Genomic DNA, 22,737 nt, shown 5'->3' with positions numbered 1-22,737 from the left:
TTGCTTGTCATGGTGGTGTACGCGAGTGATCGCGGAGATCGGGCGGAGGTCGGGAGGGGGTCGGCCGGTGGTCATGGAGGACGGGGCAGAGGACGGGAAGGGAGCGCCCGGCCTTCCTGGCGTCCTCCGCCCGCGATGGTGGATCCCCCTGGATGCCTGGACTCAGCTCCGGATCTGCTTGCGCCCGGCGCCCTCGCCGATGGCGATCTTGCGGGGCTTGGCCCGCTCGGCGATGGGGATGCGCAGCGTCAGGACACCGGCTTCGTAGTCTGCCTCGATGCCCTCGGTGTCGAGGGTGTCGGCCAGCATCAGCTGGCGGGAGAAGACCCCGAGGGGCCGCTCGGACAGCTCCATCTGCACATCGTCGGCCTTCGTGATCGGCCGCCGCTCCGCCTTGACGGTGAGCATGTTCCGCTCGACATCGATATCGATCGCATCGGTCGAGACGCCGGGGAGGTCGAGGGCGATCACATAGGCGTCGCCCTCACGGTAGGCGTCCATCGGCATGGGGGACGGCCTCGACCAGGTGCCGGACGAGCCCATGAGCTGCTGGGTGAGCCGGTCAAGCTCGCGAAACGGGTCGGTGCGCATCAACATCGTGAAACACCTCCACTGTGCTTGTGTCCTTTGGGCGGTACCGCCAATGCGCTGTAACCTGCTTCCGTTGTAGCATGTCATCGGAACGATGACAAATGATTCTGTCGTCAATCCGATGACGAAGGAGGGACACGCCATGGTCAGCCCGGAGGAGTCTCACGAACCCGGCCCCCACCCCGCCCCCACGTCGTTCCCTGCCACCTCGGCGGCGCTGGAGGCCATCAACGAGGTCGTGCGCACCGCCACCGCCCCACCAGACCGAGGCCCGGAGCCACCCCGGACCAGCTCGGAGCAGGCCCTGGCCGCGCTGCTGCTGCTGCGGGAGGTCAGGGACCGGCTCGCCGGGTGGGAGCCGTGGCTGATCGAGACGGCTCGCGAGGCGGGCGCCAGCTGGGCCGAGCTCGCGCACCCCCTGGGCGTGGCGAGCCGCCAGGCCGCCGAGCGTCGTTACCTGCGCGTACGGCCCGGAACCCCTGGCGCCACCGGCGAGCAGCGAGTGCAGGCCACCCGTGACCGCCGCGCCGCCGACCGCACCGTCACCTCATGGGCCCGGGGCAATGCAGCCGATCTGCGTCGGCTCGCCGGGCAAGTCACCGCCCTCACCGATCTGCCCGCCGAGGCCCGCGACCACATCGCCCGGCTGACGGACGCCCTCGCCGACGACGACGCCGCCCAGCTCGTCGCCCCGCTCGCCGAAGCCCATCAGCATCTGACAGCACGTCATATCGACCTCGCGGACCGCGTCGACACCGTGGCCCGCCACGCCGACGAGCTGCGGCAAGCGAGCGGCGACCAGCGGCGCGGCGCGGACTGACCCCTCCCCGAGTCGGCCGACGTGCCGTCGGGACCCGCGCCTGAGGCGCTCGGCTACGCGACAGCCAAGGGCGCCGTCGCGACGTTCCAGGACGAGCGGCTCATCGTCACTGCCGGGAATCCGCGTCGGCGTCGGCCTCGGCCGCTACTTGGCGCAGTGTGCGCCGCGTCCGTACGGACCTGGCCCGGGCCGGATCGGGGGTGCGGTGCCGGGAGCCACGCGTGTCGTCCTTCTTCACCAGGAGCCACGCTTCCCGCTCCGTGCCCTGGCGGATGCGGGTGAGCGCGTAGCCGCCGTGGAGTTTGTGGCCGCGCAACTGGAACGAGGCGTGGCCGCGTTCCAGGGCTTCGGCGAACGGGATCTCCTTGCCCTCGCGGTCCGCCGAGGTGCTGCGGTACGTCCCCTCGTCCCACAGGATGACGGTGCCCGCTCCGTACTCGCCTTCGGCGATGGTGCCCTCGAAGTCGGCGTATTCGAGCGGATGGTCCTCGGTGGGCATGGCGAGCCTCTTGTCGTGCGGATCGCCGGAAGGCCCCTTGGGAACGGCCCACGATTTGAGGACGCCGTCCACCTCGAGCCTGAAGTCGAAGTGGGTGGTGGTGGCGTCATGGATCTGCACGACGAAGGAGAGCTGAGCGCCTCGGTGCTCGCCGCCGCTCACACCGCCCTTCGGCTCCGCCGACTTCGCGAAGTCCCGCTTGCGGCGGTATTCCTCAAGATCATCGGTGGTCGGCATGGTTCCTCCCTTCCGGCGCTGGGTCCGCCGGGCAGGTACCCATCCGATTCCACGCTACGCGGGCGCATGGGTGGAGTCGGCTCCGCGAGGGCCAAGCGATCGCCGTTGTCACTGGCGGGGCATCCAGGACCGGCACGACGGCGAGATCCCGGCCCAGGTCGGGGCCGGCGGATCTGCGGTCGGGCTCGACACGGAAATTCTGTATACCGAGCGACAGATCAAAGTCGGGTGTTTCGTGTTCGTGCCGGCCCCAAGGCGGTGGGCTAGTCCCCGCCGACGGGGCAACGCCAACCGTTGTACCAGGCGTTGCGGATCGCATGCCCCGATGACCTGACGAGCCGGGAAAAGGGTCCGAATGCCACGGCGGGCGAGGTCATGACGGCCGGTACGACCAACGGACGGCCATCGTCCTGGGCAACACAGACGTCAGCGGGACGGCGACCAGCCCGCGCCCAGGACGAAGGAGGGCGCGATCCAGCGGCACGAGCAGTACCTTCAACGCCTCGGCCGTGAGGGTTGGTACACCACCGACTGACACGATCGCCGCACCGGCCATCTGAGCGTCGGCTCCGCCAGCGCCGCTGACGGAGCCGACGCTCAGTTACTGACGCCGCCGGCCGAGGACACAGAACTCGTTGCCCTCGGGGTCTGCCATGACAACCCACGGCTGGTCACCCTGACCAATGTCAACACGCTGTGCGCCATGAGCCTCGAGGCGAGCCACCTCGGCGTCCTGATCATCGGGCACAAAGTCGAGATGCAGTCGGCTCTTGGCCTTCTTGGGCTCATCGAGCAGGACGAACTCCAACCCCGGCAGGCGATCCGGCTCCGGGCGGATGGCGAACTCCACATCGGAGGAGTGGACCACTACCCAACCAAGAGCCTCGGCCCACCACTGCCCCAGGGCCGCCGGATCCGCAGAGTGAACAATGACGTGTCGCCATTCCAAGGTCATCGGCTGAGCCTAGCCCTGACAGGGCTTCGACAACAGGCATGCGTGCGTGCGCCGGTGCTGGTTGAGATCGGCGGCGAGAGCCGCGCCGCCGATCGCGATGTCGCCCTCCCCCGGCTCGGCTCGCAACCGCTCGATCTCCTCCGCCAGGCCGTCCGGAGGCCAGGCGGGGCCTCGCGGGGTGTGCTTCACCGCGTGAGCGGAGAGGATCCGGAGCCGATGACCCATGCGCACCTGAGTAGCCATGCTCAGGTGGTCGCGTCGCCCCCCCGGCTAGTTTGCCGAGCATGATGCCGACGACGCAGCCCCGTGATCTTCTTGAGGATGAGGCGCCGCTACCGAACTACACAGGTAACACCGCGCTGGTCCTGGGCGTGGTGGCCGTCATGATGCTCGGCTGCCCGTGGCTGCCCGATCCTGTACCCGCGTGGATGCGGTACTTCCCGCTCTACCTCGTTCTGGCCACGGGCATCTGCGCGGCTCTGGCGGGTGCCATCACGCTACGGAGCATGCGCGGCCAGGCGGACGCCGATCGCCGTCGGGCACAGGCCGGCATCCTGTTCGGCTCCATCGCCATCATCGTGCCCCTGGCTGTCATCGCCTGGGCCTGCTGGCAACTGCGCGACATCTGACCCTGGGGCGACGGCTTCTCGTGCCGTGTCGAGTGCTGTAGCGGCGCGTGCCGGGCATGGGGTCATCGGGTGATCGGGGTGGCACCGGTCGCGGTGATGGAAAGGTCCCACAGCCGGGCGGCCGCGTCGGGGTCGATGGCGTATGCGCGGACGCCGCCGTCGTCCATCGGCGCGTCAGGGGCGGAGACACGTGCGACGTCGCAGTCTTCCAGGTAGAGGCCACCGCGGTCGTCGAGGAGTGGCGACGTGGCGGCCCACAGGCCGGTGGCGGCGCCCTGGGAGGGCGTCTTGAAGTCGGCGCCGATCACGTTGCCGTGCTCGTCCACCCAACCGCGATCGATCTGCTCCCGGAGCGTCATCTCCCGCTGCAGGCCGGTGACGATCTTGCCCGGGTGGAGTGCGAGCGCCCGGACGCCGTCGTTGCGTCCGAGGGTGTCGAGCCGCACGGCGAACAGGGCGTTGGCGGTTTTGGCCTGGCCGTAGGCCAGCCACTTGTCGTAGCCGGTGCGAAGGTGCGGGTCGTGCCAGCGGATGTCGGTCAGGGCGTGTCCGGCGGAGCTGTTGACGACGACGCGCGCACCGCCCGCGGCGGCCAGCAGCGGATAGAGCTCGCAGACGAGAGTGAAGTGTCCGAAGTGGTTGGCGGTGAACTGGCTCTCCCAGCCAGGGCCGACGCGCCGCTCCGGGGTGGCCATGACGCCGGCGACGGCCATGAACAGTTCGAGCCGGGCGAGGGAGTCGCTGATCCGTGCGGCGGCGGCGCGCACACTGTCGAGGTCTGTCAGATCCATGGAGATGACCTCGCAACCCGCCACCTCCGCCAGCGCGGCGCGGGCGATTTCGGGCCTGCGTGCCGGAACGATGACCCGGGCCCCGGCCGCCGACAGGGCCCGGGTGGTTTCCAGGCCGAGCCCGGAGTAGCCCCCGGTCACGACGGCGCTCGTGCCGGAGAGGTCGAGGCCGGCCATGACGTCCTCGGCGGTGCTGGCGGCGGAGAAGGGCGAGCCGAGCGGCTGCTGATCAGTCCTGGTCATGTCGACGACGCTACGATCTAGAGCGAGGTCTAGATCAAATCCTGGAGTGGGCGCATGGCGACTGGCGAGATCTCCGCGGAGTCACTGAGCATCGGTGAGGTGGCCGAGCGGACCGGACTCAGCGTGCATGCCTTGCGCTTTTACGAGCGCGAGGGCCTGCTGGTCGGACCGGTCCAGCGCACCTCCGGCGGTCGGCGGCGGTACACCGCGTTCGACGTCGACTGGTTGCTGATCTGCGTCAAGCTGCGTGAATCCGGCATGCCGCTCGCAGACCTCAAGCGGTTCGCCGAACTGGTGCGGCACGGTCCGGGCAACGAGGCGGAACGGCTGCGGCTCCTCGACGCCCACCGGCAGCGCGTCGACGCACAGATCCGGGCGCTGGAGGAGTGCCGTTCCCTCATCGCCTGGAAGGTCGGCGTCTACGCCGAACACCTCGCCCGCGGCGAGGCCGGCGGACTCTGGGACCCGACGGCGCCGGGCTGAGCTGCAATGTCGTCGCCGCGTTCCATCACGACCACCTGTTCGTCCCGTACGAGCACGCTGATCGGGCGGTGGCCGTCCTGGAGAGTCCGGCGCGGCGCTCCGCCTGAGCTGCCGCACGGCCACGACCGCCCCGCTGCGGGCGTTCGGTGTCCGATTCGCAGGGTGGCGTGGGGGCGCGCAGCATGGAAGTGGCCGGCTGCCATCGTTTCGCGAGGGGACAGGCCATGACCGGTTGAGCCCGCTGGAAGCAACGGCCGCGCCCGGGCCGAGGCCGCCCGGCCAAGGGGCGTGGACGCCGGGGCTCCGGCCCGGCGTGCCGGTCGGAGGATCCATAGGAGGTCGTCGATGGCGTCGCACGCACACGGAGACGAACCGATCGTGGTCGGCCTCGACCCCGAGCCGGGCAGACGCGCGGCACTCGGCTGGGCCGCCGACGAGGCGGACCGGCGCCGCCTGCCGCTGCTGCTGGTCCTCGCGCAGAACGTGCCGACCCCCGGTTATCGGCCGACGGGCGGGCGGCCGTCCTGGGAGGAGTGGAACGAGTCGTTGCACACGACGGGGGATCGCATGCTGAAGGAGGCGGTGGCCTTCGTCGAGTCCCGGCATCCGCAGGTGCGGGTATCGGGGCTGCTGGCCGAGGGGCATCCGGCGTGGGTGCTGCGTGAGCAGGCGCGGAACGCCAGGGTGGTGGTGATCGGGTCCTGGCGTCTGAGCGCTCTTCAGGAGCTCTTCACCTCCGCCGCCGTCGCCCTCCCGCTCATCGCCCACGCGCCCTGCCCCGTGGTGGTCGTGCCGGAGCCGGAGCAGGTGCCCGAGGCGGAACACGTCGCCGAGGCGGCACACGCCCCCGAACCGGAGCACGTCCCCGAGTGGCAGCCGCATTTCGTGGTCGGGGTCGACGGCAGCCGTCATTCCGCGGCCGCCGTCGACTTCGCCTTCGACGAGGCCGCCTCGCACGGCTCGGCCCTGCGCGCCCTCTACGTCTGGCAACCTCCGCGGTTCGCAACCCAGGACGAGGAGGCCGCCGTCCAGGAGTGCCGTCGGCTGCTGTCGGAGACCGTCGCCGGGCGTACCGCCGACCATCCGGAGGTGGAGCTGCGCCAAGACGTCGTATCGGGCCACCCGGTGCAGGTCCTGACCGAGGCGGCCGAAAACGCCCTCGGCCTGGTCGTGGGCACACGCGGACACGGCGGGTTCACCGGCCTGCTGCTGGGCTCCGTCAGCCAGGGCGTGACGCAGCACGCCCGCTGTCCGGTCATCACCGTCCCGAACGCCTGACCACGGCCGCGGCCCCAAGGGCCCGGTCCGGTTCGGTGTTCTTCAGGCCCTGGCGGAACGGGGGGCGATCTCCCGAAGCAGCTCCATCACCGCACGGGCGCGGGCGGTCTGGGTCATGCCCTTCACCGAGGCGATCTTGACTTCGAGCGGGGGGCTTCCGTCCCGCAGCTCCAGTTCCGCGATCTCGCCGCCGCCGTAGGTCTGGCCGGTCGCCGGCCGCTGGTTGAGCACCGAGTATCCGAGCCCCCGGGCCACCAGGGAACGTACGGTTTCATAGCTCCGGGTGCGGTAGCGGACATCGGGCGCGGTGCCGGTGGCGGCGACCAGGGAACGGAAGTAGTCACGGCTGTGGGGCAGGTCGAGCAGGACGAGGGGTTCCGCGGACAGTTCGGCCAGCTCCACGGAGCCCTGCCGGGCCAGCGGGTGATCGGCCGCGACGATGACATAGGCCGGGGCCCGCGCGATCGTCTCGCTGCGCAGGTCCATCTCGGCCGTCAGACCGAGGTCATAGGTGAGGGCGAAGTCGATGCGCCCCGCGCCCAGGGCCTGGACGAGCTGGTCCGTCTCCCCCTCCACCACGTCGATCTCGATGCCCGGGTAGCGGTCGGTGCATTCGCTGAACAGGGGCGGCAGATAGTACGGGGCCAGGGTCACGAAGCAGCCGACGGCCACCGGCCCGGAGATCGTCTCGCCGTCTCCCCGGGCCTCCCGCTCGATCTCGCGCGCACGGGCCAGCATCTCCCGCGCCTGCTGCTGAAGCCTCTCCCCCGCGGGCGTCAGGGTCAGTCCCCGGCCCCTGCGGCGGATGAAAAGCTGTACCCGCAGGTCGCGCTCCAGGTTGTGGATGGCCGCGGACACGGCGGACTGTGCGATATGGAGCGCCCCCGACGCCTCCGTCATCGAACCGCGCTCGGCGGCGACGAGGAAGTAGCGGAGCTGGAGGAGGGTGAAACCCACCGGTGACGTCATGCGTGACCCTCGCGCCTGGTGATCGGTGTCCGTGCCGATGCCGACCCTATGCGGCCGCCGGACGCTATGCGGGCGGTGCGTGGTGGCGCTCGGCGGGCGCGTCGGAGACGTCCTCGGGGCGCAGTAGGGCGGAACCGGCGGTCTCCTTGAGGGACAGGGCGGCGATGAGGCCGCCGACGGCGAACACCATCAGGTAGGGGCCGGGCAGCAGGGTGCTGCCGGTCGCGGAGATGAGCACGGTCATCAGGTACGGCACCGTGCCGGCGAACAGGGCCGCGGTGAGGTTGTAGGCGATGGACAGGCCGCTCTGGCGGGTGCGGGTGGGGAAGATCTCCGCCGACCACACCGCGTAGGTGCCGAGGATCGCGGCGAGGATCGCGCCGAGCAGCAGCCCGGCGATCCAGGTTCCGGCGAGCCCGGTCCGCATGAGGAGGAACGCGGGGGTGGAGAGGACCAGGAGGGCCGCGGTGGCCCCGACGAAGACCGGTTTGCGTCCCACGCGGTCGGACAGCAGCCCGAACACCGGGACCAGCACCAGCCCCAGCAGCGAGATCGCCGTGGACAGCAACGCCGCGCTGCCGGCCGAGTGCCCCAGGTGGTCGGTCTCGTAGGTGACCAGGTACGTCAGCACCATGTAGAAGGGCACGTGCATGGCGGCCATCAGGCCCGCGGCCTGGAGCAGGTGCCGCTTGTGGCGGCGGAGCAACTCCCGTACGGGGGTGCGCGGCACGGCGTCGTTGGCTTCGAGCGTCCGGTACTCGGGGGTGTCCTCGATCTTGTTGCGGATGATGAAGCCGATGACGCCGAGCGGCGCGGAGACGAGGAAGGGGACGCGCCAGCCCCAGGCGGTCAGCTGGTCCTCGTCGAGCCCCGTCGTGAGCAGCAGATAGACGAACGAACCGGCGAGGAAACCCAGCAGGGAGCCGACCTCCAGCCAGCTCACCCCGAAACCGCGGCGGCGCCGGGGTGCGCTCTCGGCGAGGAAGCTCGCCGCGCTGCCGAACTCGCCGCCCGCCGCGAATCCCTGGATCAGGCGCAGGATCACCAGGAGCACCGGGGCGGCGACCCCGATCGTCGCGTAGCCGGGCAGCAGGCCGATCGTCAGGGTCGCGCCGGACATCATGAAGATGACCAGCGACAGCGTGCGCTTGCGGCCGATCCGGTCACCGAGCGGTCCGAACACCAGGGCGCCGATGGGCCGGATGCCGAAGGACACGGCGAACACGCCGAACACGGCGAGCAGTCCGGTGGTGCTGTTCTCGTCCGGGAAGAACACGGTCGCGACAGTGCCGGCGAGATAGGCGTAGGCGGCCCAGTCGAACCAGTGCACGAACACGCCGACGGCTCCCGCGGCAACGCTTCTGCGCAGTGCGACGACGTCGGTGGCCACCTCGACCTCGGCCGTGGTGACGTCGGTGTGAGTGGTGGGCATGCGCGCCTCCTTGGGGATGGGTGGAACAAGCCGGAGCTGTGCGGGGGCCGCCTCGGTCGGGAGGCCGTGCGGGGGTGCCGCCTCGGTCAGGAGCTCGCGCTCGCGTAGCGGCTCGAACTCCGGTCCACACCGGTCCAGGCCAGCGCCACCGCCCCGTCGAGCAGGGCCCGCTGGGCGTTTGCGCCCACGCAGAACGCGGCGAACTCGTGCTGGTGGTTGGTGGCGGGCAGCGAGCCGACGCCGATGTACGGGTGGATGGCGGGCACCGTCTGCGAGACGTTGCCCATGTCGGTGGAGGCGCGGTTCATCCGGGCGGCCTGACCCGGCGGCGCGAACTCCCGTCCCAGGGCGAGGGCGTTCGCGCGGTAGTGGGCAAGGGCGGTCTCGTCCGTGCGGAACTCCGCGTACGGCTTGCTCTCCGGCTCGATCTCCAGCTCGCATCCGGTCGCGAGGGCGCCCGCCTCGAAGGCCCGCATGACCCGGGGTTCCAGCTCGGCCAGTTCGGCGAGGGTCTCCGCCCTGACGTACCAGCGGCCGGTGGCCCGCTCCGGGATGGCGTTCGGGGCGTCCCCGGCGTGGGTCACCACGCCGTGCACCCGGGCGGAGGTGGGCAGTTGCTGGCGGAGCAGCCCGATCGCGACCTGGGCCACGGTGAAGGCGTCGGCCGCGTTGATCCCGGCCTCGGGGTAGGCCGCGGCGTGTGCGGACCTCCCGGTGTAGGAGATCTTGGAGTGGCTGACCGCGAACGGACGGGCCTCGGCGACGTCCACCGGCGCCGGATGCACCATCATCGCGAGGTCCATCCCGGCGAAGGCGCCCCGGTCGAGCATCTCGATCTTGCCGCCGCCGCCCTCCTCCGCCGGGGTGCCGTAGACCTCGACGGTGAGGCCGGCGTCGTCGGCGACGGCGGCGAGGCCGAGCGCGGCGCCGACCGAGCTCGCCGCGATGAGGTTGTGCCCGCACGCGTGGCCGAGGCCGGGCAGCGCGTCGTACTCGGCGCACAGCGCGATCCGCACGGGCCCGCTGCCGAACCGGGCGTGAAAGGCGGTCTCCAGGCCCAGGTAGGACGAGGTGATGTCGAATCCGGCGCGGTCCAGCGACTCGGGTACGGCGGCCGCCGCCCGGTGTTCCTCCCAGGCCGTCTCCGGGTCGGCGTGCAGCCGCTCGGACAGCCGGATCAGCTCCTCGGCATGCCGGTCGACCTCGCGCCGGGCGGCCTCTTTGAGCGCGCCCATCGTCCCCGTCATCCCCGGGGTGCCCATCGTCCCCATCACCGATCGCCCGGGACGCCGTAGGAGGGGGCGGAGGCGGGATCGAGTCCACGGCGCACATAGTCGTCCCGCTGCGGCAGCCAGACGGCGAGGAGTTCGGCGAGCCGGTCGGCGGGGTCGTCGGCCCAGTCCACGCGCAGGTCGGTCACCCGCCACTCCACGTCCGCGACGACCGCGAGCCCCGCGGAGTGCACCGGCCCCTCTTCGCCACCGGCCTCGACCGCGGCCCTCAGTGCGGTGACCAGCCGCTCCTCCAGCTCCCCCGAGGCGGCGGAGTACGCGTCGAGGAGTACGCCCGGGATGTGCTCGCCGCACAGCATGTTGCCCGCCGCCACCGCGCCCTCGGCGGTGGCCGAGGCATGCTTGCCCAGGGTGTGCGCGCCGCTGTAGACGAACCCGGGCCCGGAGCGGCCCAGCACGGTCAGCTGACGGTGGGCGATGGACTTCGCGTTCCGCGCCGCACCGGTGACACCGGCCAGGGCGCGTTCCGCGTCGCCGTGGTCCGCCAGTTCCGCCAGCAGGCTCGTGCCGAGCGTGGGGTCGGTGACGTTCTGCGACGCCGCCGCGCCGACCCCGGGCCGCAGATGGGCGACCCGGGCGGCGACCGCCGGACTGGACGAGCTGACCACGATGCCGAACCGCTCGCCATCGCGGACCACCAGGGAGAAGGTCATGCCCGCTCCTCCCCGGGGATCACGGCGACGGCGTCGATCTCGCACAGCCACTCCGGACGGGCCAGAGCCGACACCACCAGGCCGGTGGAGATCGGGTGGACGCCCTTGGTCCAGCGGCCCACGGTGCGGTACACCGCCTCGCGGTAACGCGGGTCGATCAGATAGATGGTCAGCTTGACCAGGTGCTCCATCCGGCTGCCCGCCTCTTCGAGCAGCATCTTGATGTTCGCCATGGCCTGTTCGGCCTGCGCCTCGGCGTCACCGATGCCCACCGACTCGCTGGTGTCGAGGTCCTGGCCGATCTGACCCCGGACGTACACGGTGCCGCCGGCGACGACGGCCTGGCAGAGGTCGTTGTCGAGGTTCTGCTCGGGATAGGTGTCGCGGGTGTTGAACGGACGGATCCGGGTGTGCCCGCCGGCAACGACCGGGGCCTTGACGGCGTTCGCCCGGCGGCCCTCGCTCGTGGAGGTCATCGTCTGCTCCTCAGTTGTTCCAGGCCGCCGGCTCGGCGCCGGGCCGGTCGGTGGTGCCGTACGCGAGATAGCCCCGCTGGGTCGTGATGTGATCGGCGACGTATCCGGCGTCGTGCCACACGCCCCAGATGAAGCTCGATCCGCGGCGGGACAGCCAGGGCAGGCCCAGGAAGTACACGCCGGGTTCGCAGGACACGCCGCGTCGCTGGTTCGGCCGGCCGTTCTCGTCGAACGCGTCGACCTCGAGCCAGCTGTAGTCGGTGGCGAAGCCCGTCGCCCAGACGATCGAGGTGACACCGGCCGCGGCCAGGTCGAGCTCCAGCCGGGGGTCGGCCACGCCTGCCGGGTCCGGCCCGAGGACGTGGGCCTGCGGCTCCTCGGGGAGGTCGAGCCCATTGCGCTCGACGTACTCATCGGCCGCCCGGAGGAGTTCGAGGTACTTCGCGTCGCCGAGCGCGATATTCGTGGCGAGATCCGGCGCGAAGCGGAGCACACCGTCGTCGTAGCACGCGGTCAGACCGACGAGCTCGACGCCGTCGGCGGCCAGGGCACGGAAGTCCACGGTGTGGCCGCCACGGGCGCCGCTCACCGCGATGGTGACGTGTTCGGCACCCTGGGGAGGCGTCTCCGCGTCCCAGCGCCCGAGCACACCGAGCCACCAGCAGAAATCGCGTCCGCGGTATTGGCGGGCGGGACGGTCGTGCGGGCCGACGGAGAGGAAGACCCGGCGGCCGGAGCGGCGCAGCTCATCGGCGATCTGGACCCCCGAGGAGCCGGCCCCGACCACGAGGACCGCGCCGTCGGGGAGCTGCTCCGGGTTGCGGTACCCGCTGGAGTGAATCTGCACGGGGACGGCGCCGTCCGGGACGATGGGCGGGATCACGGGCCGCTGGAACGGCCCGGTCGCGGCCACGACGAAGCGCGCGTCGATGGGGCCCCGCGAGGTCTCGACCCGGAAGCCGGGCCGACCGGCCCGTCTGCGCACCGAGGTCACCTCGACACCGCACCGGATCGGGGCGCCTATCTTCTCGGCGTAGGTGACGAAGTAGTCGGCGATCTGCTCCTTCGAGGCGAAGGCGTCGGCGTCGACAGCGGGGTCGACATCGGAGAACTCCAGCCCCGGGAACCGGTCATGCCACGCGGGCCCGTTCGCCACCAGGGAATCCCAGCGCTCCGAGCGCCACCGCTCGGCGATACGGTGCCGCTCCAGGACGATATGCGGCACACCGTGGGCTCCCAGGTGCTCGCTCATCGCCACGCCCGCCTGGCCCGCGCCGACGACGACTACCTCAGTCTCTTCACTCAACGTTCAGCCTCCACTCAGGCGGTAGCGCATCCCGGTGTCGCGTCGACTGTGCTGTGGGTGCTACCGCACGAGGGATCCTTGGGCATGGCCGTAGTGCTGTCCAACAGATGTTTCCGCTGTAGGCGATCTGATTTACAGATGTGGACACTGCGGCCGGCGGCTGCGCGGGAAAACTGCCCGGCGTCAACGGAGGCTTGGCCGCACTCCTGAACGTCACCTGGCGACGGGAACCTCTTCGGAGTCGGCGAGTTCAGCGATCACTTCGGGGGGCACCTTCCTGCTGGCCGAGGCGGGCGTGCTGGACGGCCTTCGCGCGACCACGACTTTGTGGCTGGCGCCGGTCTTCCGCAGGAGGTATCCGGGAGTCCAGCTCGATCAGAACCGGATGGTCATCGACTCGGGCGTCACCACCGCGGGTGCGGCCTTCGGGCACGTCGACCTCGCCCTGGCGATCGTCCGGGCGAGCAGCCCCGCCCTGGCCGACCTGGTGGCCCGCTGTCCGGTGGTCGACGAACGCCCGTCACAGTCCGCCTACAGCATCCCCAGCGCACCATGGGGCCCCCATCCGCTTCGTCCAGGACCTCAGGGTCCAGCGGGCCTCCCACTTGCCGCGCACCACCGAGCTGCCCCTGGAACCATCGCCCGGAGAGTCGGCTACGAGCACCCCAACACGCTGCGCGTGCTCCTTCGCGAACGCACCGGCAAGACCACGATGGCCTTGCGGGGCGCCTGACCCGCGATCGCCTGGCTACGAGCCGGGTGGCAGGAGTCCGCGGGCCAGGGTGAAGGCAGCCGTGGCGGTGGACAGGAGGGCGTTGATCCTTCCGAGGATGCGTGCCGTCCTGTCGGGATCCTGCGCGTCGACGGCCGCGGCCAGGTCGTCGGCGTACTCCCGTGCCCTCACCGCCTCATCGGACGTCGCGGTGTCCGCGTCCGTACGCAGGGCGTCGATCAGTTGCTGATGGGGGATGTCAGTCGCGTTCGTCCGGTTGCCGTAGCCGCCGTGGACCACCGAATGATGGCTGTTGACGTTCGCCACGACGAAGCCTCCCGGTCCAGTGGAGATGTGCACCCCTTCGCCTCCCGTCCAGATGAACTTGCCCTCGTACTCGGTCCAGCCCTTGTACGTCACGCTGTAGCTGCCGAACCGCCAACCCTCCACATCGATCAGCTTGTGCTTGAGCGGCTCGGCCAGGATGCGCATGGCGTCCGCCCGATTCCATCCCCGCTGGGCGAAGTAGTCGGTCATCATCACGCGCCGACCCGGATTCGCCGCCCGTCGGCAGATCTCGCGGAACGCCTGCCCCTGATAGGTCTCCAACTGGCCCGGGGCGACCGACGGCTCCGGCAGCCGCCGCCGATGCACGATTCCGCGGATCCATACGAACAGTGCGTAGATCAACCAGCAGAGCAAGGCGATCACAATGACTAGCCTCGGTGCCAACTCCACGCTCGTCACCCTCCCCCGTCGGCCCCAAGCCAACCCATTTTAGGACCAGTTGGTGCGCAGCGACCCTGACCTGTAACGGGCTTCGGGGACAAGCGGCTACTGGGGCAGGGGGCGGTCGTGGACGACGTTCTTCATGACGGGGGTGGAGTTCCGGCGCTGGACGCCCGGGAGTCTGGCCAGCCGCTGGTCGTAGAGCTGCCGGTAGGCGGCCAGGTCGGTGGGGCGACGCGCAGCAGGTAGTCGGGGTCGCCGAAGAGCCGCTGGGCCTGGATGACGTGCGGGATGGCGGCCACGGCCTCTTCGAAGACGGTGACGGTGTCGGCGTCCTCCCGTCCATCTCGCCGTCGGCGTCCTGGCCCGTACCGTGCTCAAGACCCGGCCCTCGGCGGCCCGGACGGTGACCCGGGTCTCCGGTGTCATGATGATCGCCATCGGCGGTCTTCTGCTGGTGGAACGCCTGGCGGGCTCGTGAACCCGCCCCGCCCGTACGAACGCTCGCGCCCGCCGCCGGCGACCCGTCTCCGAGGGCCAAGAGGAGTCATCACTGGCAGCAGCTCAGGGCGCACGGGAGATATGAGCCGCACCCGCCGAAGTCCGGTACGCCGCCTATGGCCCGGCCCGTCAGCGTGTGTGGCGGCGGACCGCGTCGAGGAGCTGGTCGATGTCGTCGGCGCTGTGGGTGAAGGAGGTGACCAAGCGGACCCTCCCCGGCTCCCACCGGTCGTGGTGGAAGACGTAGCCCTCCGCGAGGAGTCCTTCGGTGACGTGCTGGGGCAGGCGGCAGAAGAGGATGTTGGCCTGGGGGTGGCCACAAGAGCGATGTCGGGGATGGCCTTGAGGCCGTCGCCGAGCCGGGTGGCCATCGCGTTGGCTCGGCGGGCATTGCGCAACCAGAGGTCGTCGGTGAGATAGGCGTCGATCTGGGCTGCGTAAAAGCGCATCTTGGAGGCGAGCTGGCCGGCGCGCTTGGCGCGGAAGCCGAGCTCGGTGGCGAGTTCGGGGTCGAAGGAGACGATGGCGTCGGCGGTCATCGCACCGTTCTTGGTGGCGCCGAAGGACAGCACGTCGATGCCGGCCTTCCAGGTCATCTCGGCCGGGGTGGTGCCGAGGTGGGCCAGGGCGTTGGCGAAGCGCGCGCCGTCCATGTGGACGCGCAGCCCGGCGTCCTTGGCGATGGCCGACAGGCGGCGGATCTCCGCCACGGTGTAGACGCTGCCGAGCTCGGTGGCCTGGCTGATGCTCACCGCGGATGGCTGCACACTGTGCACGTCACCGGCCTTGCGGCGCACCGCCGCATACAGCGCGTCGGGGTCGATCATGCTGTTGTCGCCGGGAACGCCGACGAGCTTGGCACCGGCGGTGAAGAACTCGGGTGCGCCGCATTCGTCGTGGTGGATGTGGCTGTCGGGGTGGGCCAGCACACTGCCCCACGGCGGGGTGAGGGCGGCCAGGCTCAGACCGTTGGCGGCGGACCCGGTGGAGACCATGAAGACATCGACGTCCCGCTCGAAGATCTCGCTCAGCCTGCGGCGGGCGCTGTCGGTGAAGGGGTCGTTGCCGTACGGCAGGACCTGCCCGGCAGCCGCGTCGGCGACGGCCTGGACTATCTCCGGGGCTGCTCCGGCCATGTTGTCGCTGATGAAGGCGTGTCCGGCGGGGGTGGTGGCGATGGTGGCGCTCATGAGTGGGATTTCCTCGGTGTCAGGTTCCGAACGGTCAGAGGGTGATGGTGCCGCGGATGTGGCTGGTGGCGGCGCCGCCGACCCAGACGGTGCCGTCCTCGTCGGCGATGACCTCGATGGTCCCGGCCCGGCCCAGGCGCGCGCCCTGGGAGACTCGGTAGGCGGACGGCGCCGCACCGGTGGCGGTGAGCCACTGCCCCACCGAGGCGTTGATGCTGCCGCACACGGGATCTTCCGCCACGCCGACGCCGGGCGCGAAGGTGCGCATCTCGAAGTCGTGCCCGGATCCCTCGGGGTGGGCACCGATCGCGCCGACCATCGCGTCCGGGATGAGGGACAGGTCGGGTTCGAGGGCGAGCACCTCCTCGGCCGTGGCCAGCCGGACCACGGCCCAGCCGGGTCCGTTGTCGACCCACTGGTGGCCGATGACCCGATCCCGCTTGATACCGAACGCGGCGACGATCCGGTGCAGATACGCGTCGTCCAGCCCGCCGTCGCGGACGAGCGGCGGGGCGGCGAACGACAAGATGCCTTCACCGCGGCGCACGGTGACCAGGCCGGCGCCGCACTCCTGCACAACGCGGTCCGCGTGCCGTGGCGCGCCCCCGTTGTCCAGCCACGCGCGCGCGGAGCCGAGCGTGGGATGCCCGGCGAACGGCAGCTCACCTCCAGGGGTGAAGATCCGCAGCCGGTAGTCCGCCTCCGGCGTGGTCGGGGGCAGGACGAACGTGGTCTCGGACAGATTCGTCCAGCGCGCCAGACGCCGCATCTCCTCGTCGGTGATATCCGTCCCATCCAGGACGACGGCGACCGGGTTACCGAGACAGGGGGTCGTGGAGAACACGTCGACCTGCATGAACGAGCGTGCGCGTGGCGTAGTCATCAAGGGCCTTTTCACAGTGGCGGAAGCGGCGGAAGCGGTCCTCGGGCGTCCGGTGTGTCCATGGAAGCTCCATCCCAGCGGCTGCCGGCCCGGTGGAAAACAGCCAGTCACGACTGGGTGGACTGATTACTGGGGCTGGGAGAAGGCGAGGGCAGGATCTCGCACGATGGCGCCGCATCCCGTACCGACGCGCATGCCCGCCTCGACACCCATGTGCCGTGATCGCGTCCGAATACCGTCGCCGACCGCGGCAAACCCCAGGCAGGGCACGATCATCTTATCGAGTTAACGCCAGCGGCTCTCCGAGGCCGAATGGGTACACGGGCCGCTACTGTTCCCCGGGTCTGGACGGATTCCCGGATGTTTACCCCCTCCTTTCCTCTTTGCCGGTGACACGCACGCACGCCAGCCATCGCCCTCACGAAGGAGAGCCCGCCCGATGACTGTTGGTACCAGCTCGGAAGCACCTCTGGAGCCGCATCGGCAGTCCAGCCTGAGCACGGCGGCCGCCCGCAATCTCGCCACCACGACCAAGTCCGCCCCGCAGATGCAGGGGATCACCTCGCGCTGGCTGCTGCGGACGCTCCCCTGGGTGGAGGTCAAGGGCGGCACCTACCGGGTGAACCGCCGGCTGAGCTACACCGTCGGCGACGGGCGCATCGAGTTCGTCCAGGACGGTGCCGACGTCCGGGTGATCCCCCGCGAACTCGGCGAACTGGCCCTGCTGCGCGGTTTCGAGGACGTGGAGGTACTGACCGCCATCGCCGACCGGTGCGTTCAGCGCGACTTCCGTGCGGGCGAAACACTGGTGGAGCGCGGGAGGCCCGCCGAGGAGTTCCATCTGATCGCCCACGGCCGCATCAGCCAGACCTCCGTCGGCCCGTACGGCGACGAGACCGCCGTCGCCGTACTGGCCGATGGCGACCGGTTCGGCGAGGGCGCTCTGCTGAACGAGGATGCCCGGTGGGACTACACCGCCACCGCCGAGACCTCCGGCACCCTGCTCACCCTGTCCCGCGCCGACTTCGCCGCCGTGCTGACCTCGGCGCCGGGCCTCCAGGCCCACATCCAGGAGTTCAGTTCACTCCGCGGCCAGGCGCAGAACCATCGCGGCGAGGCGGAGATCGCCATGGCGGCCGGTCACACCGGCGAACCCGCGCTCCCCGGCACGTTCGTCGACTATGAACTGAAGCCGCGCGAGTACGAACTCTCCGTCGCGCAGACCATTCTGCGGATGCATACGCGGGTCGCCGACCTCTACAACGAGCCGATGGACCAGACCGAGGAGCAGCTCAGGCTCACCATCGAGGCGCTGCGTGAGCGCCAGGAGCACGAGCTGATCAACAACCGGGAGTTCGGTCTGCTCCACAACGCCGACTTCAAGCAGCGCATCCAGCCCCACTCGGGCCCACCCACCCCGGATGACCTGGACGAGTTGCTCTGCCGCCGCCGCGGCTCCAAGTTCTTCCTCGCCCACCCCCGGACGATCGCGGCGATCGGGCGGGAGTTCAACTCCCGCGGGCTCTACCCGACCCATGTCGACCTGGGCGGGCAGCAGGTCCCGGCCTGGCGCGGCGTCCCGATCCTGCCCTGCAACAAGATCCCCATCACGAAGGAGAACACCAGCTCGGTCCTCGTCATGCGCACCGGCGAGGACAACCAGGGCGTCATCGGTCTGCGTCGGACGGGCCTGCCGGAGGAGTACGAACCGGGTCTGTCGGTGCGCTTCATGGGCATCGACGACAAGGCGATCATCTCCTACCTCGTCAGTACGTACCACTCCGCCGCCATCCTGGTGCCGGATGCGCTCGGTGTGTTGGAGAACGTGCAGATCGCCCGCAGTCGCGACTAGTGATCCTGCCCTGCCCGGCGGCTACGAGAGCCCGGTGCTCCGAGCCGGGCGGGCATGCCCGATCCGGGACAGCCACCCACCCCATCGAGGAGCTATGGATGCCCGCGCCCGAGCCTTCCCCTCCGCAGCCGAGCCCGCCCGCGGCTGGTTCGCACTCCGGGGCGTATGTCCTCGCTGAGGCCGCCGCCCGCGCCCGCGACATCAGGGCCGCCTTCGGCGGCGGCAGATCCCCCGCGCCGTCGTTGCCCGCACCGCCTCCCGCCGACGCCCCTGCCACCGACGTTCCTGCCGCCGAGATGCCCACCGCGGGCGCCGGCCTGGGTCGGATCCTGCGTGGCCCCAGTGGCCTGGGCACGGTGGGCCTGCGTCTGGCCCGGTGCGAGGGCGCGTCGGCGCCGGTGGAGCCGGTGGAGCCGCCGACGGCTCCGGCGGAAGGCACCCCGGTCCCGGGCCTCTACCACCATCCGGTGCCGGAGCCCGACCCGGTGCGGGTGGAGGAGGTCAGCCGCAGGATCAAAACCTGGGCGCTGGACGAGGTCGATCTGTACCCGGAGGACTGGGAGGACCAGTTCGACGGCTTCTCCGTGGGACGCTACATGGTCGCCTGCCATCCGGACGCTCCCACCGTCGACCACCTGATGCTCGCCACGCGCCTGATGGTCGCCGAGAACGCGGTGGACGACTGCTACTGCGAGGACCACGGAGGATCGCCCATCGGCCTCGGCGGGCGCCTGCTGCTGGCGCACACCGCCCTCGACCCCCTGCACACGACCAAGGAGTACCAGCCGCGCTGGGCGGAGTCGCTCCATTCGGACGCGCCCCGGCGCGCGTACCGCTCCGCCATGGAGTACTTCGTCCAAGCGGCCGGCGCCTCCCAGGCGGACCGGTACCGGCACGACATGGCCCGTCTGCACCTGGGGTACCTCGCCGAGGCCGCCTGGGCCCAGACGGACCACGTGCCCGAGGTGTGGGAGTACCTGGCGATGCGCCAGTTCAACAACTTCCGCCCCTGCCCCACCATCACGGACACCGTCGGCGGCTACGAGCTGCCGGCGGACCTGCACGCCACGCCCGCCATGCAGCGCGTCATCGCGCTCGCCGGGAACGCCACCACCATCGTGAACGACCTGTACTCGTACACCAAGGAACTCGCCTCCCCCGGGCATCATCTGAACCTGCCCGTGGTGATCGCCGAACGTGAGGGCATCTCCGACCGCGAGGCCTATCTGAAGTCGGTCGAGGTCCACAACGACCTCATGCGCGACTTCGAAGCCGCGGCCGCGGACCTGGCCGCCGCCTGCCCCCTCCCGAGCGTGCAGCGCTTTCTGCGGGGCGTGGCCGCGTGGGTCGACGGCAACCACTACTGGCACCAGACCAACACCTATCGCTACAGCCTGCCCGACTTCTGGTGAGAAGAATGGACTTATCTGTGACCAGTACCGACCTCTCCACCGACGCCGCCGTCTCCACCAGCGCCGCCTCCGTGTTCATCCCCGCCCCGGTGACGCCCTACCAGGGGGACATCGCCCGTTACTGGGACGGCGAGGCCCGGCCGGTGAACCTGCGTCTCGGCGATGTCGACGGCCTTTACCACCACCACTACGGCATCGGCGCCGTCGACCGCACCGCCCTCGGCGACACCGACGACAGTGCGTACGAGAAGAGGCTGATCGCCGAGCTCCACCGCCTGGAATCGGCACAGGCCGAACTTCTCCTGGACCACTTCGGCCCCGTGGAGCGCGACGACACGCTCGTGGACGCCGGCTGCGGCCGCGGCGGCTCGATGGTCATGGCCCACCAGCGCTTCGGGTGCAAGGTCGAGGGCGTCACCCTGTCGGCCAAGCAGGCGGACTTCGCCAATCAGCGTGCCCACGAGCTCGGCATCGAGGACCACGTCCACGCCCGCGTCTGCAACATGCTCGGTACGCCCTTCGAGACCGGGCAGATCGCGGCCTCGTGGAACAACGAGTCGAGCATGTACGTCGACCTGCACGACCTCTTCGCCGAGCACTCCCGCATCCTCGAGGTCGGCGGTCGCTATGTGACCATCACCGGCTGCTGGAACCCCCGTTACGGCCAGCCCTCGAAGTGGGTCTCCCAGATCAACGCGCACTTCGAGTGCAACATCCACTCCCGCCGGGAGTATCTGCGCGCCATGGCCGACAATCGCCTCGTACCGCAGGCCGTCGTCGACCTGACCGCCGCGACCCTGCCGTACTGGGAGCTGCGAGCCACGTCCTCGCTGGTCACCGGCATTGAGGAAGCGTTCATCAACTCCTACAAGGACGGCTCCTTCCAGTACCTCCTGATCGCGGCCGACCGCGTCTGACCGCCTCCCGGCACATCGCCCCGTCGCCCTATGGTGGCGGGGCGAAGCGCTGTCGACCGGCTCTCGGGTTGTCTCCGTACACTGACGGGCATGGCATGCCGCATCAGTGAACTGGTCCTCGATTGCGCCGACGCCGAGCGGCTCGCCGCATTCTGGAGCGAGGTGCTCGGCTACGTGGAGCTCGGCCGGGAAGACGACGGAAGCATCGAGATCGGGCCGCCCGACACCGGTTTCGGCGGTCTGCAGCCGACCCTCGTGCTCAGCCCCAGCAGCGACCCGCGGACCGGGAAGCTCCCGCTGCACATCGACGTCAACGCCACCGACCGCGACCAGGACGCCGAGCTGGAGCGGCTGCTCGCTCTCGGCGCCAGGCCCGCCGACGTCGGCCAGACCGGCAACGAGAACTGGCACGTCCTGGCCGACCCGGAAGGCAACGTGTTCTGCCTCCTGCACGCGCGGCTCCAGCAGGCCTGACCAGGGGCGGACGCGGCCACTCTGGGTGCCCTGGGCCGGTGTCTCACGGGGTCTGCCCGTGGCCGGTCATCATGGTGACCAGGCTGTGGGGTGCGCCTGCTCCGTAGAACATCTCGTGGACCTGGATTCCTTCGGCGGCGGCCGCGGCGCTGCGGGGGAACATGGCCTGCTCGTACGCGGTGAGCGCGGCCTCGATGTCCTCGGGGTGCGCGGCGAGGGCCTTGCCCAGTTCGGCGCCGTCGTACATGGCCAGGTTGGCGCCCTCGCCGTTCGGCAGCGAGAGGTGGGCGGCGTCGCCGAGCAGGGTCACCCCCGGCTGCCGCTCCCACCGGTGCTCGATGGGCAGGGCGTAGAGGGACCGCAGGACCGGTGCGGTGTCACCGTCGGCGATCAGCGCGGTGAGTTCCGGTGCCCAGCCGTCGAATTCCCGCGCGATCCGGGCGGTGGCCGCGGCGGCATCGGTGAAGTCCGTGTTCGCGAACCAGTCCTGAGGCCGGGCCAGCATCACGTAGGCGTGCAGGGTGCCGGCCCTCTCCCGGTGTGCCAGGAATCCCTTGCCGGGCGCGAGCGCGAACAGCGACCCGCCGCCGACCGCTTTCGCGCTGTCCGGATGCCGGGTGTCGGCGTCGCACAGGGAGGTCTCGACGTACGACATGCCGATGTACTCGGGTGTCGCAGGGGACAGCAGTGGCCGGACTCGGGACCACGCGCCGTCCGCGCCGACCAGCAGGCCGGTGGTGACGGTGGTGCCGTCCGCGAAGGTCACCTCGTGGCGGCCCGCGCCGAGGGCACGGGTGCCGCTCACCTTATGGCCCCACCGGACGGTGCCGGCCGGGAGCGAGTCGAGGAGCATCTGCCGCAGCTCGCCGCGCAGCACCTCGGGGTTGCCACCCGTACCGTCGTCGGGCTTGTCGAGCAGGACGGTCCCGGCCAGGTCGAGAACCCGTATCGCCTGGCGGCCCTCCAGGACGATGCCGCGGAACTCGTTCATCAGGCCGGCCGCCCGCAAGGCGGGCTGGCCGCTGTCCTCGTGGATGTCGAGCATCCCGCCCTGCGCACGCGCCATCGCAGAGACCTCCGCCTCGTAGACCGTGGCCGGGATGCCGTGGAGGTGCAGGACGCGGGCGAGCGTCAGGCCGCCGAGTCCGGCACCGATGATCGTGACGTCAGTGGTCATGGTGGTTCCTTGCTGTCGGACGTCTGCCGAATGGGCATCCGGCAGGATTTCCCGAACGGTTCCGGATCCCGCCGACACGCCACCGACAACGCGACCGACAGCCACCGACAAAGAGCATGTGCGTACCGACACCGCCGTCACCCCTGACGGGCGTAATGTGTGCATATGGGTGATATTCGGTGCGGTTGGTGCGATGCGCCGCTACCGAATCAGGCCGGCCGCAACCGGCGGTATTG

Annotated in this window: 24 protein-coding genes and 2 pseudogenes; 10 read left to right on the top strand and 16 right to left on the bottom strand. The window is 70.4% G+C overall.

What is annotated here, in order from left to right; genetic code table 11:
- Positions 1-162: 162 nt before the first annotated feature.
- Positions 163-597 (bottom strand): Hsp20/alpha crystallin family protein, encoded by a 435-nt coding sequence (locus BLV72_RS41845; protein WP_093469028.1) that lies wholly within the window; start codon positions 595-597, stop codon positions 163-165.
- A gap of 136 nt (positions 598-733) precedes the next feature.
- Here BLV72_RS41845 and BLV72_RS41840 point away from each other — a divergent pair, with 136 nt between their 5' ends.
- Positions 734-1,411, top strand: coding sequence for a type III effector protein (locus BLV72_RS41840; protein ID WP_093469027.1), 678 nt, complete (start codon positions 734-736; stop codon positions 1,409-1,411).
- 106 nt (positions 1,412-1,517) lie between these two features.
- On the opposite strand, the gene BLV72_RS41835 is transcribed toward BLV72_RS41840, so the two are convergent.
- From BLV72_RS41835 to BLV72_RS51275, 3 genes are all read right to left on the bottom strand, one after another.
- A complete protein-coding gene (locus BLV72_RS41835) occupies positions 1,518-2,147 on the bottom strand; it encodes a DNA polymerase ligase N-terminal domain-containing protein (RefSeq protein ID WP_093469025.1) in 630 nt (209 codons plus the stop codon).
- Positions 2,148-2,748: 601 nt separating this feature from the next.
- Complete coding sequence (locus BLV72_RS41825) at positions 2,749-3,102, bottom strand: VOC family protein (RefSeq protein WP_093469022.1); 354 nt, start codon at positions 3,100-3,102, stop codon at positions 2,749-2,751.
- A gap of 9 nt (positions 3,103-3,111) precedes the next feature.
- Positions 3,112-3,327 carry a hypothetical protein gene (locus BLV72_RS51275; protein ID WP_093469021.1) on the bottom strand — a complete coding sequence of 72 codons (216 nt, stop codon included), beginning with the start codon at positions 3,325-3,327 and terminating at the stop codon, positions 3,112-3,114.
- 59 nt (positions 3,328-3,386) lie between these two features.
- On the opposite strand from BLV72_RS51275, the gene BLV72_RS41815 reads away from it, so the two are divergent.
- Positions 3,387-3,731: a hypothetical protein gene (locus BLV72_RS41815; RefSeq protein ID WP_093469019.1), complete on the top strand. Its 345-nt coding sequence runs from the start codon at positions 3,387-3,389 to the stop codon at positions 3,729-3,731.
- Between the two features lie 62 nt (positions 3,732-3,793).
- On the opposite strand, the gene BLV72_RS41810 is transcribed toward BLV72_RS41815, so the two are convergent.
- Complete coding sequence (locus tag BLV72_RS41810) at positions 3,794-4,765, bottom strand: SDR family NAD(P)-dependent oxidoreductase (protein WP_093469018.1); 972 nt, start codon at positions 4,763-4,765, stop codon at positions 3,794-3,796.
- 54 nt (positions 4,766-4,819) lie between these two features.
- On the opposite strand from BLV72_RS41810, the gene BLV72_RS41805 reads away from it, so the two are divergent.
- The 3 genes and pseudogenes from BLV72_RS41805 (at position 4,820) to BLV72_RS41795 (ending at position 6,526) form a co-directional block, all read left to right on the top strand.
- A complete protein-coding gene (locus BLV72_RS41805) occupies positions 4,820-5,248 on the top strand; it encodes a MerR family transcriptional regulator (RefSeq protein WP_167746509.1) in 429 nt (142 codons plus the stop codon).
- Positions 5,239-5,355, top strand: a pseudogene (locus tag BLV72_RS50690) (ACT domain-containing protein); the annotation flags it as partial. The gene BLV72_RS41805 and the pseudogene BLV72_RS50690, both read left to right, overlap by 10 nt.
- A gap of 238 nt (positions 5,356-5,593) precedes the next feature.
- Positions 5,594-6,526 carry a universal stress protein gene (locus tag BLV72_RS41795; RefSeq protein WP_093469016.1) on the top strand — a complete coding sequence of 311 codons (933 nt, stop codon included), beginning with the start codon at positions 5,594-5,596 and terminating at the stop codon, positions 6,524-6,526.
- 42 nt (positions 6,527-6,568) lie between these two features.
- Here BLV72_RS41795 and BLV72_RS41790 read toward each other — a convergent pair whose 3' ends face one another.
- The 6 genes from BLV72_RS41790 to BLV72_RS41765 all read right to left on the bottom strand — a co-directional run bounded on the left by BLV72_RS41790 (position 6,569) and on the right by BLV72_RS41765 (position 12,654).
- Positions 6,569-7,495 carry a LysR family transcriptional regulator gene (locus BLV72_RS41790; protein WP_093469015.1) on the bottom strand — a complete coding sequence of 309 codons (927 nt, stop codon included), beginning with the start codon at positions 7,493-7,495 and terminating at the stop codon, positions 6,569-6,571.
- Positions 7,496-7,559: 64 nt separating this feature from the next.
- Positions 7,560-8,927 carry an MFS transporter gene (locus tag BLV72_RS41785; protein ID WP_208905907.1) on the bottom strand — a complete coding sequence of 456 codons (1,368 nt, stop codon included), beginning with the start codon at positions 8,925-8,927 and terminating at the stop codon, positions 7,560-7,562.
- Between the two features lie 86 nt (positions 8,928-9,013).
- Positions 9,014-10,162 carry a M20 family metallopeptidase gene (locus tag BLV72_RS41780; RefSeq protein ID WP_093469013.1) on the bottom strand — a complete coding sequence of 383 codons (1,149 nt, stop codon included), beginning with the start codon at positions 10,160-10,162 and terminating at the stop codon, positions 9,014-9,016.
- A 35-nt stretch (positions 10,163-10,197) separates the two neighbouring features.
- On the bottom strand, positions 10,198-10,872 hold the full coding sequence (locus BLV72_RS41775; protein WP_093469011.1) for a DUF1028 domain-containing protein: 675 nt from the start codon (positions 10,870-10,872) through the stop codon (positions 10,198-10,200).
- Positions 10,869-11,348 (bottom strand): RidA family protein, encoded by a 480-nt coding sequence (locus BLV72_RS41770; RefSeq protein ID WP_208905905.1) that lies wholly within the window; start codon positions 11,346-11,348, stop codon positions 10,869-10,871. Before BLV72_RS41770 ends, BLV72_RS41775 begins: the two co-directional genes overlap by 4 nt.
- Before the next feature lie 10 nt (positions 11,349-11,358).
- Entirely contained in the window at positions 11,359-12,654 is a 1,296-nt protein-coding gene (locus tag BLV72_RS41765; RefSeq protein ID WP_093469010.1) for a flavin-containing monooxygenase, read from the bottom strand.
- 295 nt (positions 12,655-12,949) lie between these two features.
- On the opposite strand from BLV72_RS41765, the gene BLV72_RS41760 reads away from it, so the two are divergent.
- On the top strand, positions 12,950-13,387 hold the full coding sequence (locus BLV72_RS41760; RefSeq protein WP_244321270.1) for a type 1 glutamine amidotransferase family protein: 438 nt from the start codon (positions 12,950-12,952) through the stop codon (positions 13,385-13,387).
- Positions 13,388-13,402: 15 nt separating this feature from the next.
- On the opposite strand, the gene BLV72_RS41755 is transcribed toward BLV72_RS41760, so the two are convergent.
- From BLV72_RS41755 to BLV72_RS41735, 4 genes and pseudogenes are all read right to left on the bottom strand, one after another.
- On the bottom strand, positions 13,403-14,077 hold the full coding sequence (locus BLV72_RS41755) for a hypothetical protein (protein WP_244321269.1): 675 nt from the start codon (positions 14,075-14,077) through the stop codon (positions 13,403-13,405).
- Positions 14,078-14,200: 123 nt separating this feature from the next.
- Positions 14,201-14,433 (bottom strand): annotated as a pseudogene (locus BLV72_RS41750) (Lrp/AsnC ligand binding domain-containing protein); the annotation flags it as partial.
- Between the two features lie 87 nt (positions 14,434-14,520).
- Entirely contained in the window at positions 14,521-15,786 is a 1,266-nt protein-coding gene (locus BLV72_RS41740; RefSeq protein WP_342030710.1) for a threonine aldolase family protein, read from the bottom strand.
- Positions 15,787-15,820: 34 nt separating this feature from the next.
- Positions 15,821-16,669, bottom strand: a complete 849-nt coding sequence (locus tag BLV72_RS41735; protein ID WP_093469007.1) for a PhzF family phenazine biosynthesis protein — start codon at positions 16,667-16,669, stop codon at positions 15,821-15,823.
- A gap of 439 nt (positions 16,670-17,108) precedes the next feature.
- On the opposite strand from BLV72_RS41735, the gene BLV72_RS41730 reads away from it, so the two are divergent.
- The 4 genes from BLV72_RS41730 to BLV72_RS41715 all read left to right on the top strand — a co-directional run bounded on the left by BLV72_RS41730 (position 17,109) and on the right by BLV72_RS41715 (position 21,324).
- Positions 17,109-18,521: a family 2B encapsulin nanocompartment shell protein gene (locus BLV72_RS41730; protein WP_093469005.1), complete on the top strand. Its 1,413-nt coding sequence runs from the start codon at positions 17,109-17,111 to the stop codon at positions 18,519-18,521.
- A 98-nt stretch (positions 18,522-18,619) separates the two neighbouring features.
- The gene (locus tag BLV72_RS41725) at positions 18,620-19,933 is read left to right on the top strand and encodes a family 2 encapsulin nanocompartment cargo protein terpene cyclase (protein WP_093469004.1); all 1,314 of its coding nucleotides are present in this window, start codon (positions 18,620-18,622) and stop codon (positions 19,931-19,933) included.
- Positions 19,934-19,938: 5 nt separating this feature from the next.
- The gene (locus BLV72_RS41720) at positions 19,939-20,850 is read left to right on the top strand and encodes a geranyl diphosphate 2-C-methyltransferase (RefSeq protein WP_425288485.1); all 912 of its coding nucleotides are present in this window, start codon (positions 19,939-19,941) and stop codon (positions 20,848-20,850) included.
- Between the two features lie 90 nt (positions 20,851-20,940).
- Positions 20,941-21,324: a VOC family protein gene (locus BLV72_RS41715; protein WP_093469001.1), complete on the top strand. Its 384-nt coding sequence runs from the start codon at positions 20,941-20,943 to the stop codon at positions 21,322-21,324.
- A gap of 43 nt (positions 21,325-21,367) precedes the next feature.
- Here the strand turns inward: BLV72_RS41715 and BLV72_RS41710 are convergent, their stop codons facing one another.
- Positions 21,368-22,501, bottom strand: a complete 1,134-nt coding sequence (locus BLV72_RS41710; protein WP_093468999.1) for an FAD-dependent oxidoreductase — start codon at positions 22,499-22,501, stop codon at positions 21,368-21,370.
- Between the last annotated feature and the right edge of the window lie 236 nt (positions 22,502-22,737).

The sequence above is a fragment of the Streptomyces melanosporofaciens genome (genome assembly GCF_900105695.1).
Taxonomy (GTDB): domain Bacteria; phylum Actinomycetota; class Actinomycetes; order Streptomycetales; family Streptomycetaceae; genus Streptomyces; species Streptomyces antimycoticus.
Note: the sequence above shows the minus strand (reverse complement) of the source record. Positions and strands in the feature narration are given on the sequence as shown.